The following is a 14,586-nucleotide window of genomic DNA, read 5'->3' on the forward strand; positions in this document are numbered from 1 at the left end:
GCGTGGCTCCGGGGGAGTCCCCGTGTAGTCCTTGGGGGTCGCCTACCCACTCAGGACGGGGTCTCGTCGCTGTCGTCCTCGTCGTTTTCGGCCAGAACCGGCGAGGCGTGGTGCGTCCACATCTTCCAGCCCGCGGGCGTGCGCCGGAACACGTTCGTGGCGACGACCAGCTGGCCCACGAGCGGGCCGAGCTCCTCGCCGCCCTCGGGTGCGGGGCCGCCGCTGAGGATGTTCTCGGTGCAGGTGACCACGGCGGTGTCGCCGGTGACGGAGATGTGCACGTCGGTCAGGAAGAACTGGATGTAGTCGGTGTTCGCCATGATGAGCGCGTACGACCTGAGGACCTCGCCGCGTCCGGTGAGCACCGGCCAGCCGGGGTGGACGCAGGAGACCACGCCGGAGTCGGCCGGGTCGTGGTAGGTCTCGTCGACGCCGAGGTCGGACGGGGTGAGCCAGAGCGAGGAGACCTGCTCGAAGTCGCCGCGCTCCATGGCCTCGTAGAAGGCGGTGTTGGCGGCTTCCACCTGCTCGACGTCGGTGTGCGGGGCGCTCACCGGGCTCCCTCGGGGCCGTGTGCGCCGCTGTGCCCGGCGTCGCGTGCCTCTTCGATGGCGCGTGTGACGCGCACCGCGTCCGCCGTGGCGCGCACCTCGTGCACACGCACGGCCCAGGCACCGGCCTGCGCGGCGAGCGCCGACACGGCGGCTGTGGCGGCGTCGCGCTCCCGGGCGGGCGGCGGTGCGCCCTGCGGGCCGGCCAGGACCCGGCCGAGGAACCGCTTGCGGGAGGCGGCGACGAGGAGGGGATGGCCGAGGGTGAGCAGCCGGTCGAGGTGGGCGAGCAGCACGAGGTCGTGCTCGGCGTCCTTGGAGAAGCCGAGGCCGGGGTCGACGACGACGCGGTCGGGGGAGATGCCGCCCTCCAGAACGGCCTCCACACGCGCGTGGAGCTCCTCGACGACCTCGGCGACGACATCGGCGTACACGCCCTTGGCGTTGGCGCCTTCGAGGAAGCCGCGCCAGTGCATGACGACGAAGGGGGCGCCGGCGTCGGCGACGACCGGGATCATCGCGGGGTCGGCGAGGCCGCCGCTGACGTCGTTGACGAGGGCGGCGCCGGCGGCGAGGGCCTGCTCGGCGACGCGGGCGCGCATGGTGTCGACGGAGACCGTGACGCCCTCGGCGGCGAGGCCGCGCACGACGGGGATGACGCGGCGCAGCTCCTCGTCCTCGTCGACCCGGGTGGCGCCGGGGCGGGTGGACTCGCCGCCGACGTCGACGAGGTCGGCGCCCTCCTCGACCAGGGCGAGGCCGTGCTTGACGGCGGACGTCGTGTCGAACCAGCGGCCGCCGTCGGAGAAGGAGTCGGGGGTCACGTTGACGACTCCCATGACCGCGCACCGGTCCCACTGGGGAAGGCCCGTGACGCGGCCGCGTCCGCTGTGCTTGCTCATACGTTCAGCGTAGGCCCAGCAAGGGCCGCGACGTGCCGCGGCCCGAGCGGGAGCCCGGTGGGGGGCGGGCTTCCGCTCGGGCCTGTCACGGGCGTGCGCGGCTCACGCGGCGCGCACGCCCCGTTCGGCCACCCGGTGCGCGCACGGGCGGGCCGGCCTGCGGCGGCGCAGGAAGCGCGGCAGCGGCAGGGCCAGGTTCACGAAGCCTTCCGCCTGCATGGCGGCGATGCCGAGGCGGGGCAGGTCGGCCGAGGCGCGGTAGACCACGAAGCGGGGCTCCCAGCGCGGCTGGAACTTGGCGTTGAACTTGTACAGGGACTCGATCTGGAACCAGCGGGAGAGGAACACCAGCAGGCCCCGCCAGGCGCGCAGCACCGGGCCCGCGCCGATCTTCTCGCCGCGTGCCAGCGCCGAGCGGAACATGGCGAAGTTGAGGGACACGCGCGCGATGTCGAACTTCGGGGCGGCCTGGAGGGCGGCCACGATCAGCAGTTCGTTCATGCCGGGGTCGGCCGCGCGGTCGCGGCGCATCAGGTCGAGCGAGACCCCGTCCGTGCCCCACGGCACGAAGTGGAGGATCGCCTTGAGGTCGCCGTACTCTCCCGGCTCGTCATCGGCCTTGTGGGCGGTGGCGATGAGGCAGTCGCCGTCGGATGGGTCGCCGACGCGGCCGAGAGCCATGGAGAAGCCGCGCTCGGTGTCGGTGCCGCGCCAGTCCTCGGCGGCCTGCCGGATCCGCTCCAGCTCGGTCTCGCCGAGGTCACGGACACGACGTACCCGGGTCTCGTAACCGGCGCGCTCGATGCGCTTGACCATCTGTCGTACGTTGCGCATCGCGCGGCCGGCGAGCGAGAAATCCGGGACGTCCACCACCGCCTCGTCGCCCAGTTCGAGAGCGTCGAGCCCGGTCTCGCGGGTCCAGACCTCGGCGCCGGTCTCGGAGCAGCCCATGACGGCGGGGGTCCAGGAGTGGGCCTTGGCCTCGTCCATGAAGCGCTCGATGGCGCCGGGCCAGGCCTCGACGTCGCCGATGGGGTCGCCGCTGGCGAGCATCACGCCGGAGACGACGCGGTACGTCACGGCCGCCTTGCCGCTGGGGGAGAACACGACGGCCTTGTCGCGGCGCAGCGCGAAGTGGCCGAGGGAGTCGCGGCCGCCGTGCTTGGCGAGCAGGGCGCGCAGCCGGGACTCGTCGTCCTCGGTCAGGGCCGCGGCCGGGTGCTCGGGGCGGAAGGCCAGGTAGATGGTGGTGATCGCGGTGAGCAGGCCGAGGGCGCCGAGGGAGAAGGCGACCGTCCAGGAGGTGTTGCCTGCGTAGTCGACGGGGCCCTCGAAGCCGAACAGGCCGTACAGGACGTGGGTGATGCGGTCCGCCAGGCTCGGGTCGCCGAGCAGGGTCTTCGGGTGGGCGCTGACGATGACCAGGCCGAGGGCGAGCGAACCGGCGCCCATGAGGACGAAGTTGGCCAGCGCGCGCCAGCGGCTGCGTGGGTCGGGCAGCGCCGCGAACTGGTCGCGGTGGCGCAGCAGGGGCGCGAGCAGCGCGAGGGAGATGAGGACGCCGATGATGGAGTGGCGGTACGTGAACTGCGCCACCGCTCCGGCTGGCAGCAGGATGACCGCCGCGCGCCACGCCCGCCGTTTGCAGCGCTTGAGGCCGTGCGCGAGCAGCAGCAACAGCACGCCGGCGCTGAGCGAGAGCGCTGCCGCGAACGGGCCCGTGGAGCCCGGCAGCACCTCGGCGATGGCGTGCATGCGGCTGTGCCGGAAGCGCGGGAAGACGCCGGCGGCGACGTCCAGCAGGCCGACCAGGGCGCAGGCTCTGCCGAGGAGGACGGGAACGGCTTCGGCGCGCGGGCCGCGCAGCACGTGCCGTACGCGGCCGGTCAGGGGCCCCACCTGGCTTGATCGTTGAGGAACCTTGCCCGACATTTCCACATCTGTCCTGACAGACATCGCATCCCATAGTTCTGCGAGAGACCTTGGATCCGGTGCCGATTCGGGCATCCGGCGACATTGCGCCCTCTAGGACGGTGTCTTGAGGGGAGAGGTTCACTCCGCTTCCCAAAACCGTTTCAAAGGCCAAGGAAAGTCCGGGGCAAGCCCTCGCGAAGGAGTGGGGGAGGCGCGGCGTGCGGCAGGTGAGCGCGCCCGTGGTCCGGGCGGAAAGTGTGGACAGGTAACCATCGATGGGTCTCACGAGCGACAAGGTGCTGGCGTTGGCGGTGCTCGCCGCCACAGGGCTGTTCGTCGGCACGGTGTGGCTGTGGCCACGACTGGCGCGGCGGGGCCTGCGGGCCGTCGCCGGCCGTGTCGGGCTGCTGCTCGGCACGCAGTTGGCGCTCTTCGCGTCGGTCGGTCTCCTGGCCAACCAGGCCTTCGGGTTCTACGCCAGCTGGGCCGACCTGTTCGGGCAGGAGAAGGACCAGGGCGTGGTCGTGGACCATGTGCCGGCCGACGGGCCGCTGCGGGTCGTCGAGACGCGTCGGGTGCCGGGTGCGGCGAGCGCCGGCCCGGCCCGGGGCGGTCAGATCCAGAAGATCGACATCGTGGGGCGCACGTCGCACATAGCGACGCCCGCCTACGTCTATCTGCCGCCCGAGTATTTTCAGCCGGAATACCGCACGCGTACGTTCCCGGCGGCCGTCGTCCTCACCGGCTACCCGGGGACGGCTCAGGCGCTGGTGGACAAGCTCGACTACCCGCGTACGGCCGCCCTGCTCACCGCGCAGGGCCGGATGGAGCCGATGATCCTGGTGATGATGCGGCCGACCGTGGCGCCGCCCAGGGACACGGAGTGCGTGGACATTCCCGGGGGCCCGCAGACCGAGACGTTCTTCGCGTCGGATCTGCCCGAAGCCGTGAGCGGCCACTACAGGGTGGGCGGCAATCCGGGCAGTTGGGGCATCATCGGGGACTCCACCGGCGGCTACTGCGCGCTGAAGCTCGCCATGCACCATCCGCGGGTGTACGCCGCGGGGGCGGGACTTTCCGCCTACTACAAGGCGCCGATCGACGCCACGACGGGCGATCTCTTCCACGGCGACGAGGAACTGCGCAATCGCGCGAACCTGTGGTGGTACCTCAAGCACATGCCGGCTCCGGACACTTCACTGCTCGTCAGCAGCAGCAAAGTTGGAGAATCCAACTACAAGGACACGTTGAAGTTCATTGAGCGTGTGAAGGCGACCGGGCTGACCCGGATCTCGTCGGTCATCCTCGAAAGCGGAGGGCACAACTTCAACACCTGGCGGCGCGAGATTCCGGGGACGCTGGAGTGGATGAGCGGACGGCTGGGCGGCAGGTGAGGTGGCCGATCCGGCGTTTTGATCTTGGTTCATGGCCAATTCGGTGGCGTAACTGAATCCTGATGCCAAGTGAACGACTCAGGATGGCTGTCTTTTTACGGGGCGGGGCACCAAGATTCGCCTACGCGCGGTAAGTTTCTGGCCATGCCACGTGGACGTCACCGCCATTCCCCGCCCTTGCACAGGCTGCTGCCCCCGTCGGCGATCGCTGGCGTGTCCGTCGTCTGTGCGCTCGCCCCCTGGGTGTTCACCGAACCCATGGCGCTGCGCGGCCTCGCCGCGGCCGCCGCGGCGACGGCGGTCGTGGGTGGGATCGTCATGCGTCGCTGGGACTCGCAGGCGGGCAAGCAGGTCGCCGACCTCACGCGCGCGCGTGCCAGCGACGAGTGGCGGCACGAGGAGCGGGTCGCCGAACTGGAGGCCGACCTCGACGAGTCGCGCGAGCTGCGGGTGAAGCTGGAGCAGCGGTTGCGGGGCAAGCGGGCGGAGCTCGCCGGGCTGCGCAACGAGCACGCGTCGCTGCTGCGGCGCTATGCCACGGCGGAGACCGAGCGGGCGACCGTCCTGGAGGAGCGCCGGGTACTGGAGATAGAGGCCACCGCGCCTGCGCGGGCCCTGCCGCCGGTGCCGCGTGACGGCGCGGAGGCCGACGCGGCCGCTGCTGCCGAGTCCGCGGAGTCCGTCGAGGAGGCGGGGGCTGTGGCTGCCCCGGCCGAGGCGCAGGACGCCGAGGGTGCGCAGGACGGCGAGGTTGCCGGGACTGCGGACGCCGATGAGGCCGACGACGCCGACGAGGACGAGCCGGTGGGTTCGGGCGTCTTCTCGCCGGAGGGGTCACGGCTGTTCCTGCGGGCCAAGGCCGCGCTGGCGCGGTTCGACGAGGACGGCGCGCCGGTGAAGGGCGAGTCGCCCGAGGAGGAGTCGCCGCGGGGCGAGTCCGCCGAGGACGAGTCCCTGATAGGTGAGCCGCTGACGCGTGAGGCTCCCGAGGACGAGTCGCCGAAGGGTGAGATCCCCAAGGCCGAGCTCTCCAAGGACGAGCCTTCGAAGGACGAGTCCCCGAAGAACGACTTCCCGAAGAACGACCCCCCGAAGGGCGACGGTCCTTCCGGCGGTGAGCCGGTGCAGGACGACTCGGGTGAGGCCGAGGTCCAGGGGACCGCCGGGTCCGAGACGGAACCCGTGCTGGAGGACGACCCGCAGGGGAAGCCCGGGGCGGCCGACGGGCATGAGCACGCGGCCGCCGTCACCCCGGCAGGCGAGGCCGCCACGGCCCGGCCGGCGCTGCCTTCCGCTCAGCGCCCGGCGGGGCACTTCATCGAGCCGACCGCGGTGGCCGTCGTGCCGGCCGCGCCCGTGCGACGTCCGGCGATCGAGGGCGGGTTCGACTTCTTCGGTACGCAGCAGGGCGCGGCGCCGTCCGCGCTGGACTCCGTCCAGAACGAGGACCTCGCCGACGTCGTCGGCCAGGAGGCCCTCGCCCTGCACAAGGCCGAGTCCGAGGCGCAGTTCAAGCCGGCGGGCGAGGAGTCCCGGGGCATCGGCCAGGTCATCGACCTGACGGCGCACGACGAGACCGAGCAGATCGATGTGCAGGGGCTGCGCAGCGCGGTCTCCTGACTGAGCGGGGCCGCCCTCACGAGCGGCCGCTCACGCCATTGTGCGATCCGCTCACGCCATCCATCGGTCCGGCCGGGCATCCCGGCGCCCCGTGCGGGACCGCTCCGCCTGGCCCCGTAGCAGCTCCGCAGCCTCCTCGACGTCCCTCAGGCGGGCGGTGACGGTCTTGTTGGCCCCCGTGTCCACGTGGACGTCGGCAACGCCCCACAGGCGCTCCCAGGGGCCCTGAGCCAGCCGTACGCTCTGGACCTTGGCGTGCGGTACCAGCGCGAGGCTGCGGCGGAAGAGGCCCGAGCGGGCGGCGAAGACCCCGTCCGTGACGGCGAGGCCGTAGCCACGCCACCACAGGGGCACGCACCTGGCCGCACGCCGTGGCGGACGCGACAGGGAGGCCCGGCTCGGGACCGTCACGCCGGGCAGCACGCGCGCGACGACCGACTCGGCCACCTCGCGCGGGGCCACTGGCAGCAGGAGTGAGTTGGATGAGCCGGCCACGTCCAGTTCCACCCGCACCCAGCCGCGTCGTCGCCACAGCAGCGGCTCCACGATCCGTACCGTCTGCACGCGGCCCGGCGGCACCGTCTCGTGGGCGCGGTCGAGGAGGCCGTGGTCGATGCGCAGACCGTCCTGCGACTCGCCCACCGTCCAGTCGTACTCGGCGACGAACCGCCCCACGCTGCTCGCTCCGGCCGCGCCGAACAGGGGAATCGCGGTGGCCAGGACCGTCCACGCGCTTGAGGTGATCAGCCACAGGACGGTCGGTACGACCAGCGCGGCGGCCAGCGTCGCCCAGGTCGCGCCGGTCAGGAGGAGGGAGGTGGCCAGGACCGCCGGGGGCACCCGCAGAAGCTGCTGGGACGGCGCCTCGCCTATCTCGTGCGCCGTCTCGGGGGCGAAACCGGCGGCGCGTGCGAGGAGTTCCGCGCGCAGGGCGCGCGCCTCCTGCGCGCCCAGGAAGGCGAGTTCGTCCTTCTTGCCCGTGCCGAGGACGTCCAGCTTCAGCTTCGCCACTCCCGCCACGCGCGCGAGGAGCGGCTGGGTGACGTCGATCGCCTGGATGCGCTCCAGCCGGATGTGCGCGGTGCGCCGGAACACCAGGCCGGTACGTATGCGCAGTTCCGCGTCGGTCACCGCGAAGTGCGTGAACCACCAGGTGAGGAAGCCGTAAAGGGCGGCCGCGGGGAGCAGTACGGCGACTGCGATCAGCAGGGTGGTCGTGGTCAGCCTGGTGAGCTGGCGTTGCGCCTGGTCCGGGTCGTGCACCGCCCAGCCGATCAGGACGGCCACCGGCGCCCACGCGCGCCTGAGCGGCGTCACGGGATGCAGACGCCGCTCGGTCACCGGCCGCCGCTCGCGTACGGCGTCGTCGACGCCGGGCGTCGTCACAGGCCCGCCGATCGTGCCTCGCCCAGCTCGGTGAGCCGGTCGCGCAGCCGTTCCGCCTCCGCCGGGTCCAGGCCGGGGATCGTGGCGTCGGTCGCGGCGGCCGCCGTGTGCAGCTGCACGCTGGCCAGGCCGAAGTGCCGCTCCACGGGGCCCGAGGTGACCTCGACCAGTTGCATACGGCCGTACGGCACGACCGTCTCCTCGCGCCACAGCACGCCCCGGCTGATCAGCAGGTCGTCGGCGCGCTCGGCGTAGCGCCACGAGCGCCAGTTGCGGCCCAGCATCACCCAGCCCCACGCCATCAGGGCCGGCGGCAGCAGCGCGAAGGCCGCCCAGCTCGGCCCGGCGAGCAGGTTGAGCAGCACGGCCAGGCCGATCGTCAGCAGTCCCAGCCACACCACCAGCAGCAGCCGGCGCATGCGCAGCAGGCCCGGTGGCAGCCCGGTCCACCCTGGCTCGTCCCCCGCCCGCTCGTGCCCCGCCGTTCCCGTGTTCTCCGGGCTCCCCGTCTCCATGAGGCCAGCGTACGTAGGAGAGACTGTGTCCATGACTCCTACGACGGAGACCATGGTCGGTATCGGCGGCGCCGCGGAGAGCACCGACATGGTGCTCAACATCGGGCCCCAGCACCCGTCCACGCACGGAGTGCTGCGCCTCAAGCTCGTGCTGGACGGCGAGCGCATCACCAGCGCGGAGCCGGTGATCGGGTACATGCACCGCGGCGCCGAGAAGCTCTTCGAGGCCCGCGACTACCGCCAGATCATCATGCTCGCCAACCGCCACGACTGGCTGTCGGCGTTCTCCAACGAGCTGGGCGTCGTCCTCGCCGTGGAGCGGATGCTCGGCATGGAGGTGCCCGAGCGGGCCGTGTGGACCCGCACGCTGCTCGCCGAGCTCAACCGGGTGCTCAACCACCTGATGTTCCTGGGGTCGTACCCGCTGGAGCTGGGCGGGATCACGCCGATCTTCTACGCCTTCTCCGAGCGCGAGGAACTCCAGCACGTCATGGAGGAGGTCTCCGGCGGGCGGATGCACTACATGTTCAACCGGGTGGGCGGCCTGAAGGAGGACCTGCCGGCCGGGTGGACCACGCGTGCGCGTGCCGCCGTCGCCGACGTGCGCTCCCGCATGGACCGGTTCGACGACCTGGTCCTCGGCAACGAGATCTTCCGGGGGCGTACGCGGGGCGTGGGCACCCTCACGCCCGAGGCCGTGCACGCGTACGGCGTGAGCGGGCCGATCGCGCGCGCCTCGGGCGTGGACTTCGACCTGCGGCGCGACGAGCCCTATCTCGGCTACGGCGAGCTGGGGGACGTGCTGAGGGTGGTGACGCGCGAGGAGGGTGACTGCCTCGCCCGCTTCGAGTGCCTGCTGGAGCAGACCCACGTCGCCCTCGACCTCGCCGACGCCTGCCTCGACCGGCTCGCCGAGCTGGCGCCCGGGCCGATCAACCAGCGGCTGCCCAAGGTGCTGAAGGCGCCCGAGGGCCACACCTACGCGTGGACCGAGAACCCGCTCGGCATCAACGGCTACTACCTCGTCAGCAAGGGCGAGAAGACCCCGTACCGGCTGAAGCTGCGCTCGGCCTCGTACAACAACATCCAGGTGCTGGCCGAGCTGCTGCCGGGGACGCTCGTCGCGGACATGGTGGCGATCCTGGGGTCGATGTTCTTCGTCGTGGGGGACATCGACAAGTAGGCCGTCGGTCCGCGCGCGGGTTGTCGGTCCGCGCGCAGGCCGTCGGTCCGCGCGCAGGCCGTATGCCCGCGAGTGGGCCGTCAGTGCGCCAGTACGTTTGGAATTCCAACCGGCTGCAGCAGCCAGACGAAGTCCCCGAGGCCGCCCGTCGCCGTCAGCTCGGCGGCCTCGCCCGCGCTCGCCAGGGCTCGTACGTACTCCGCGGGGCGGGTGGAGGCCAGCTCCAGCGGGGGGCGTGCGCCGGTGATGCCCAGGGTGCGCAGGGCGTCGCGTTGGGACAGCAGATGCGCCCCGGGCAGGGCGCACGCGTCCAGCGCGACGTGAGCCGTGATGTCGCACGAACCGTCCGGGACGGGCGCCGTCTCGCGCCCCTCGCGGAAGCCGGTGAGGGTGCCGAAGGGCGGCCGGGCGTGCGCCGTGTGCGCGTAGTCCACGGCGACCGCGAGGCCCCGGTCGAGGGTCGCGCAGGCGGCGGCCCATGCCTCGTCCCGCGGCAGCCCGATCTCGGCCCGCGCCCCCTGCGCATCCCCCAGCGGCCACCACCGCGCCAGCCACTGCGCCTGCGCCCCGGCGACCGGCTCCCCGAGGCGCTCGGTGCCGTCCGCTCGTACGAGGACCTCGCGAGGTACGCCCGCCGAGTCCACCTCCGCGACGTCCAGGGGGACGTTGTCCAGCCACTCGTTGGCGAACAGCAGCCCCGTGATGCGCTTCGGCGGCCGGGGCAGCCACTCGATCCGGTGATCGAGGGTTTCCGGGCGGTCGGCGATCTCCACGGCGCAGGCACGCGTGCGTGCCGCCACCTCGGCCGGGAGAGCCGCCAGCACGCGGGTCACCAGCTCACCCCGCCCGGCCGCCATGTCCACGAGGTCGAGCGACGCGGGCCGGCCGAGGGCCTCGTCCACCCGGCACAGCAGCCGGGCCACGGCCGAGGCGTAGAGCGGGGACGCGTGGACGGACGTACGGAAGTGGCCGGCCGGCCCCTCGGGGCGGCGGTAGAAGCCCTCCGGGCCGTAGAGGGCGGCTTCCGCTGCCGTGCGCCACCCGTGCCACTCGCCCGTCGCCTCCGCTGTCACCGGCCCAGGCTAAGCGCACAGTGGAACGCAGCCTCCACCTTGGGGAGTACGCGCGCCGGGTGCGGATCGGCCCTCCGGTTGACCCCTGCACGCATCTCGCTTCCCTACGCTGGGTTACGTGCAGCGCCTCTACGACTTCATCCGCAGACACCCGACGTGGGTCGACAGCTTCTGGGCCGTCTTCCTCTTCGGGATCTCTGCGGTCACCGTGGCCGTCCGCGACGAGGGCGGGCAGAACTCTCCGGGCACGGACTCGGCGGCGGCCATCATCGTCGTGGTCCTGCTGCTGTGCCTGGTCATCGCGCTGCGCCGGCGTATGCCGGAGAAGATGCTGCTGCTGGCCCTCGGTGTGGGGCTGGCGCAACTGGTGCTGGACGTGGCGACGACGCCCGCCAACTTCGCCTTCCTGGTGATCACCTACACCGTGGCCGCGACCGGCGCACGCTGGGCCTCCTGGCTCGCGCTGGGCGCCGGCCTGTGCGCGGCGCCGCTGGCCCAGCTGCGCTGGCCGGAGGAGGAATCCAGTGCGCTGGGCAACATCGCCCTGGTGATTTTCCTTACGGTGCCGTTCGCGCTCGCCTGGGTGCTCGGCGACTCGATCCGCACCCGCCGCGCCTACTACGAGCAGCTGGAGGAGCGCGCGACCCGGCTCGAAAAGGAGCGCGAGGCGCAGGCCAAGGTCGCGGTCGCCGCCGAACGCGCCCGGATCGCACGCGAGCTCCATGACGTCGTGGCGCACAACGTCTCCGTGATGGTGGTGCAGGCCGACGGCGCCGCCTACGTCCTGGACTCCGCCCCGGACCAGGCCAAGAAGGCGCTGGAGACCATCTCCTCCACCGGCCGCCAGGCCCTCGCCGAGATGCGCCGCCTGCTCGGCGTGCTGCGCACCGGCGAGCACCAGGAGAGCGGCGAGTACGTCCCGCAGCCCGACGTCGAGCAGATCGACGAGCTCATCCAGCAGTGCCGCACCTCCGGTCTCCCGGTCGACTTCAAGGTCGAGGGCACCCCGCGCCCGCTGCCCAGCGGCGTGGAGCTGACGGCGTACCGCATCGTGCAGGAGGCGCTGACGAACACGCGCAAGCACGGCGGGCCGAACGCGGGTGCCAGCGTGCGCCTGGTCTACTTCGACGACGGCCTCGGCCTGCTCGTCGAGGACGACGGCAAGGGTGCCCCGCACGAGCTGTACGAGGACGGCGGCGCCGACGGCCGCGGGCACGGCCTGATCGGGATGCGCGAACGCGTCGGCATGGTCGGCGGCACCCTGGACGCGGGACCGCGCCCGGGCGGAGGATTCCGCATCAGTGCGCTGCTGCCGCTCAAACCAGCACACTGACCTCTGAACCATGCACCTTGTTGACACCTGTAACGGCCCTGTAGACGGATACGAAAGACACGGAAGAGGACCCCGATGGCGATCCGCGTGATGCTCGTCGACGACCAGGTGCTGCTGCGCACCGGGTTCCGGATGGTGCTCGCCGCCCAGCCGGACATGGACGTCGTGGCGGAGGCGGGCGACGGCGTCGAGGCTCTCCAGGTGCTTCGGGAGACCGCCGTCGACGTGGTGCTGATGGATGTGCGCATGCCGAAGCTGGACGGCGTGGAGACCACCCGCCGTATCTGCTTGGAGGAGGATCCGCCCAAGGTGCTGATCCTGACCACCTTCGACCTCGACGAGTACGCCTTCTCCGGGCTGAAGGCCGGCGCCTCCGGTTTCATGCTCAAGGACGTGCCGCCCGGCGAGCTCCTCGCCGCCATCCGCTCGGTGCACAGCGGCGACGCGGTGGTAGCGCCGTCGACGACCCGGCGCCTGCTGGACCGGTTCGCGCCCATGCTGCCGTCCACCGGCAAGGAGCCCAAGCACAAGGAGCTGGAGCGGCTCACCGACCGTGAGCGCGAGGTCATGGTGCTGGTCGCCCAGGGGCTTTCCAACGGGGAGATCGCCGCCCGGCTGGTGCTGTCCGAGGCGACCGTGAAGACCCACGTGGGCCGCATCCTGACCAAGCTGGGGCTGCGCGACCGGGTGCAGGTGGTGGTCCTGGCGTACGAGACGGGGCTGGTCCGGGCCGGCGGGCACGGCTGACGCACCGCGGGGGCGTGACCCCGGCGTGACCGGTGCCCACTAGGGTCTGCGCATGCTCCTGTGGATCAACGGCCCCTTCGGGGGCGGCAAGACACAGACCGCACACGAGATCCAGCGCCGCCTGCCCGGCAGCGTCATCTGCGACCCGGAGCACGCCGGGTTCGGTCTGCGGCGCACGCTCCCGCCCGAACTGCGGGGCAACTTCCAGGACTTGACGTCCTGGCGGCAGGGCGTCGTCGAAGTGCTCGACCTCGCCCTCACCAAGCGCGACGGCGTGGTGATCGCCCCCATGACGGTCACGAACTCCGACTACTTCGCCGAGACGGTCGGGCGGCTGGGCGAACTCGGCCATGACGTACGGCACTTCACCCTCCTCGCCGAGCGGGAGACCGTCCTGAAGCGGCTGCGGGAGCGCGGCTTCGGGCACCTCCTTCAGTACGTCGCCGGGAAGAACCCCGTGAAGAACTCCGGGAAGAGCGCTGGAAAGAGTGCTGGAAAGAGTGCGGGAAAGAACGCCGGGCTGCGCCGGGAGAGTTGGGCCGTGCAGCAGCTCGACCACTGCCTGGAGCGGTTGCGCGAGCCGGAGTTCGCCGAGCATCTGTGGACCGACCACTCGACCGTGCCGAAGACGGCGGACCGCATCGCCGTCCTCGCCGGGCTGCGGCTGCTGCACAACAACGAGGGCGCGCTGCGGACGCGGCTGCGGCAGGCGGGGGTCGGGATCAGGCACATCCGGTTCGACTGACGGTCGCCTCAGGAGAGCACGGTCACCTCAGGCGAGCAGGGTCACCTGAGCAGAGCACGGTCACCTCAGCAGAGCTTCGAGGAGGTCGCTGCCGAGCCGCGCCACTGCGGTGACGTCGAGCTGGTGCAGCACGTACCGCCCCCGGCGGCGGGTGGTGATCAGGCCTGCCTTCTTGAGGACACTCAGGTGCCGGGACAGCTCAGGGGCGGTCATGCCGTGGATCTGCACGAGTTCGCTCGTGGTGTAGGTGCTGCGGGCGAGGTTGCGGCAGATCTGCATCCGCACCGGGTGGGACAGGGCCGTCATCCTCAGGGTCAGCTGGTCGACCGATGGCGGCGCGGCGAGTCCGGGGGAGCCGATCGGGTAGTGCAGCACCGGCTGCCAGCCGTACCGGTCCAGCACGCTCAGATGGGGCCAGCCCAGGCTCGTCGGCACGAGCAGCAGGCCCCCGTCCTTGATGACGATGTGGCCCTGGCGCAGCTTGTCGATGGTGACCAGACCGGTGGCCTCGTCGACGCCGACCGCCGGGGACACCGCGGTCAGCGCCTCGGCCAGCCCCTTGTGCCGCAGCAGGTCGGTCTTGTGGCGGGCATCCGCCGCGAGCTGGTGGCGCAGGCGTGACCAGGCGTCCGCGAAGAACATCTCGTCGCAGTCCTCCAGGAACTGCCGCAGCCAGGCGCGGATGCGCGGCGGATCCTCGACCAGCCGCTGGCTGAATCGCAACTGCTGCGGCCCACGCGCGGCAGCCAGCTCCAGAGCACGCCGGCGCAGCTCCGCGTCGGCCAGCAGGTCGGACGTCTGCGTGGTGTACGGAAGCGCGCAGGTGAACTCCAGGGCCGCGTCCACGAACTGCTCGTCCGTGAGCTTGTCCAGCTGGTCCAGCTCCTCCGCCAGGGTGGCGCCCGGGAGGGTGCTGCGGCCCGGGATGCCGGCGAAGGGCATGAACAGGTCGGAGAAGGTCGTCCGCCACAGGAAGTCGGCCTCGCACATCCGGTCGGCCAGGTGTGAGTCCAGCCGGGCCGTCACGCCCGTCACCCAGCCCTGGAGGCCCGGGTGGTGCCCCGGCTCCGACAGCGCGTGCAGCGCCATGCCGAGCTCGGCCAGGGGCGAGGGCACGACGGCGAGCCTCTCCGGCTGCAGCCCCGCGATGTCGATGGTCACGCTCATGCCCTCATGGTGCACCCCGCCACTGACAACGCGGCCGTCGATTGACGGCGACCGTC

General features: G+C 71.9%; 13 protein-coding genes. 6 read left to right on the forward strand and 7 right to left on the reverse strand.

Features of this window, described 5'->3' with window-relative positions; genetic code table 11:
* Positions 1 to 50 precede the first annotated feature (50 nt).
* The 3 genes from OG254_RS27805 to OG254_RS27815 form a co-directional block, all read right to left on the reverse strand.
* Complete coding sequence (locus OG254_RS27805) at positions 51 to 554, reverse strand: nuclear transport factor 2 family protein (RefSeq protein WP_405586836.1); 504 nt, start codon at positions 552 to 554, stop codon at positions 51 to 53.
* Positions 551 to 1,453 carry a dihydropteroate synthase gene (folP, locus tag OG254_RS27810; RefSeq protein WP_351198978.1) on the reverse strand — a complete coding sequence of 301 codons (903 nt, stop codon included), beginning with the start codon at positions 1,451 to 1,453 and terminating at the stop codon, positions 551 to 553. Before folP ends, OG254_RS27805 begins: the two co-directional genes overlap by 4 nt.
* A 102-nt stretch (positions 1,454 to 1,555) precedes the next feature.
* On the reverse strand, positions 1,556 to 3,385 hold the full coding sequence (locus OG254_RS27815) for a phosphatidylglycerol lysyltransferase domain-containing protein (RefSeq protein ID WP_351198980.1): 1,830 nt from the start codon (positions 3,383 to 3,385) through the stop codon (positions 1,556 to 1,558).
* Between the two features lie 257 nt (positions 3,386 to 3,642).
* Between OG254_RS27815 and OG254_RS27820 the strand changes: the two genes are divergently transcribed.
* Both OG254_RS27820 and OG254_RS27825 read left to right on the forward strand, forming a co-directional pair.
* Positions 3,643 to 4,761, forward strand: a complete 1,119-nt coding sequence (locus OG254_RS27820; protein WP_405586840.1) for an alpha/beta hydrolase — start codon at positions 3,643 to 3,645, stop codon at positions 4,759 to 4,761.
* A gap of 144 nt (positions 4,762 to 4,905) precedes the next feature.
* Positions 4,906 to 6,381, forward strand: a complete 1,476-nt coding sequence (locus OG254_RS27825; RefSeq protein WP_405586843.1) for a hypothetical protein — start codon at positions 4,906 to 4,908, stop codon at positions 6,379 to 6,381.
* Positions 6,382 to 6,432: 51 nt separating this feature from the next.
* Here OG254_RS27825 and OG254_RS27830 read toward each other — a convergent pair whose 3' ends face one another.
* Both OG254_RS27830 and OG254_RS27835 read right to left on the reverse strand, forming a co-directional pair.
* Positions 6,433 to 7,767 carry a PH domain-containing protein gene (locus tag OG254_RS27830; RefSeq protein ID WP_405586846.1) on the reverse strand — a complete coding sequence of 445 codons (1,335 nt, stop codon included), beginning with the start codon at positions 7,765 to 7,767 and terminating at the stop codon, positions 6,433 to 6,435.
* Positions 7,764 to 8,282 carry a PH domain-containing protein gene (locus OG254_RS27835; RefSeq protein ID WP_405586848.1) on the reverse strand — a complete coding sequence of 173 codons (519 nt, stop codon included), beginning with the start codon at positions 8,280 to 8,282 and terminating at the stop codon, positions 7,764 to 7,766. The genes OG254_RS27830 and OG254_RS27835 overlap by 4 nt, the downstream gene beginning before the upstream one ends.
* 31 nt (positions 8,283 to 8,313) lie before the next feature.
* Between OG254_RS27835 and OG254_RS27840 the strand changes: the two genes are divergently transcribed.
* Positions 8,314 to 9,465 carry an NADH-quinone oxidoreductase subunit D gene (locus OG254_RS27840; protein ID WP_405586851.1) on the forward strand — a complete coding sequence of 384 codons (1,152 nt, stop codon included), beginning with the start codon at positions 8,314 to 8,316 and terminating at the stop codon, positions 9,463 to 9,465.
* A gap of 80 nt (positions 9,466 to 9,545) precedes the next feature.
* Here OG254_RS27840 and OG254_RS27845 read toward each other — a convergent pair whose 3' ends face one another.
* Complete coding sequence (locus tag OG254_RS27845; protein ID WP_405586854.1) at positions 9,546 to 10,538, reverse strand: SAM-dependent methyltransferase; 993 nt, start codon at positions 10,536 to 10,538, stop codon at positions 9,546 to 9,548.
* Between the two features lie 118 nt (positions 10,539 to 10,656).
* On the opposite strand from OG254_RS27845, the gene OG254_RS27850 reads away from it, so the two are divergent.
* From OG254_RS27850 to OG254_RS27860, 3 genes are all read left to right on the forward strand, one after another.
* On the forward strand, positions 10,657 to 11,871 hold the full coding sequence (locus OG254_RS27850) for a sensor histidine kinase (RefSeq protein ID WP_351198993.1): 1,215 nt from the start codon (positions 10,657 to 10,659) through the stop codon (positions 11,869 to 11,871).
* Positions 11,872 to 11,946: 75 nt separating this feature from the next.
* The gene (locus OG254_RS27855) at positions 11,947 to 12,618 is read left to right on the forward strand and encodes a response regulator transcription factor (protein ID WP_351198995.1); all 672 of its coding nucleotides are present in this window, start codon (positions 11,947 to 11,949) and stop codon (positions 12,616 to 12,618) included.
* Positions 12,619 to 12,670: 52 nt separating this feature from the next.
* The gene (locus tag OG254_RS27860) at positions 12,671 to 13,363 is read left to right on the forward strand and encodes an AAA family ATPase (protein ID WP_405586858.1); all 693 of its coding nucleotides are present in this window, start codon (positions 12,671 to 12,673) and stop codon (positions 13,361 to 13,363) included.
* A 60-nt stretch (positions 13,364 to 13,423) separates the two neighbouring features.
* Here the strand turns inward: OG254_RS27860 and OG254_RS27865 are convergent, their stop codons facing one another.
* Positions 13,424 to 14,530, reverse strand: a complete 1,107-nt coding sequence (locus OG254_RS27865; protein WP_405586861.1) for a DUF5937 family protein — start codon at positions 14,528 to 14,530, stop codon at positions 13,424 to 13,426.
* Positions 14,531 to 14,586 lie beyond the last annotated feature (56 nt).

The sequence above is a fragment of the Streptomyces sp. NBC_01092 genome, assembly GCF_045039535.1.
Taxonomy (GTDB): Bacteria; Actinomycetota; Actinomycetes; order Streptomycetales; family Streptomycetaceae; genus Streptomyces.

Bases quoted from the DNA above. Each gene is read 5' to 3' on its own strand.
- folP (WP_351198978.1), bottom strand. From the start codon at position 1,453: ATGAGCAAGCACAGCGGACGCGGCCGCGTCACGGGCCTTCCCCAGTGG.
- OG254_RS27815 (WP_351198980.1), bottom strand. From the start codon at position 3,385: ATGTCGGGCAAGGTTCCTCAACGATCAAGCCAGGTGGGGCCCCTGACC.
- OG254_RS27820 (WP_405586840.1), top strand. From the start codon at position 3,643: ATGGGTCTCACGAGCGACAAGGTGCTGGCGTTGGCGGTGCTCGCCGCC.
- OG254_RS27825 (WP_405586843.1), top strand. From the start codon at position 4,906: ATGCCACGTGGACGTCACCGCCATTCCCCGCCCTTGCACAGGCTGCTG.
- OG254_RS27835 (WP_405586848.1), bottom strand. From the start codon at position 8,282: ATGGAGACGGGGAGCCCGGAGAACACGGGAACGGCGGGGCACGAGCGG.
- OG254_RS27840 (WP_405586851.1), top strand. From the start codon at position 8,314: ATGACTCCTACGACGGAGACCATGGTCGGTATCGGCGGCGCCGCGGAG.
- OG254_RS27855 (WP_351198995.1), top strand. From the start codon at position 11,947: ATGGCGATCCGCGTGATGCTCGTCGACGACCAGGTGCTGCTGCGCACC.
- OG254_RS27860 (WP_405586858.1), top strand. From the start codon at position 12,671: ATGCTCCTGTGGATCAACGGCCCCTTCGGGGGCGGCAAGACACAGACC.
- OG254_RS27865 (WP_405586861.1), bottom strand. From the start codon at position 14,530: ATGAGCGTGACCATCGACATCGCGGGGCTGCAGCCGGAGAGGCTCGCC.